Source organism: Limnohabitans sp. Jir61, assembly GCF_003063545.1.
GTDB lineage: Bacteria > Pseudomonadota > Gammaproteobacteria > Burkholderiales > Burkholderiaceae_C > Limnohabitans.
On the sequence record NZ_NESD01000008.1, the window covers coordinates 1 to 935 of the forward strand.

Genomic DNA, 935 nt, shown 5'->3' on the forward strand with positions numbered 1-935 from the left:
GTGTGGCGGCCGCCTTCGTCTTTAGACAACACATAGATCTCAGCTGTGAAGTGAGTGTGTGGCTTGACTGAACCTGGCTTGCACAGCACTTGGCCGCGCTGCACGTCTTCGCGCTTTGTACCGCGCAACAAGATACCAACGTTGTCGCCAGCTTGGCCTTGGTCCAACAATTTGCGGAACATTTCCACGCCAGTACATGTTGTCTTGACTGTGTCAACGATACCCACGATTTCGATTTCTTCGCCGACTTTGATGATGCCGCGCTCGACGCGACCAGTCACCACAGTACCGCGGCCAGAGATGGAGAACACGTCTTCCACTGGCATCAAGAAAGCACCATCCACAGCGCGCTCAGGCGTTGGGATGTAGCTATCCAAAGCAGCAGCCAACTTCAAAATGGCTTCTTCGCCCAATGGGCCTTTGTCGCCTTCGAGGGCCAGCTTGGCTGAACCTTGAATGATTGGGGTGTCGTCGCCTGGAAAGTCGTACTTTTGCAGAAGTTCGCGAACTTCCATTTCGACCAATTCCAACAATTCAGCGTCGTCCACCATGTCGCACTTGTTCAAGAACACGATGATGTAAGGCACGCCCACTTGGCGAGCCAACAAGATGTGCTCGCGAGTTTGTGGCATTGGGCCGTCAGCAGCTGAACACACCAAAATAGCGCCGTCCATTTGAGCAGCGCCAGTGATCATGTTTTTCACATAGTCGGCGTGACCAGGACAGTCCACGTGAGCGTAGTGGCGAGACTCAGTCTCGTACTCAACGTGAGCTGTGTTGATCGTGATACCGCGAGCTTTTTCTTCTGGAGCCGCGTCAATTTGGTCGTAAGCCTTAGCTTCGCCGCCGAACTTCAAAGACAGGATCGTGGTGATCGCAGCTGTCAAAGTTGTTTTACCGTGGTCAACGTGACCAATGGTGCCAACGTTCACGTG

General features: G+C 53.5%; 1 protein-coding gene. It reads right to left on the bottom strand.

Annotated elements, in window-relative coordinates; all coding sequences use genetic code 11:
• The coding region (gene tuf / locus B9Z35_RS12835; protein WP_199219834.1) for an elongation factor Tu at nt 1-935 on the bottom strand (935 nt) is incomplete at both ends.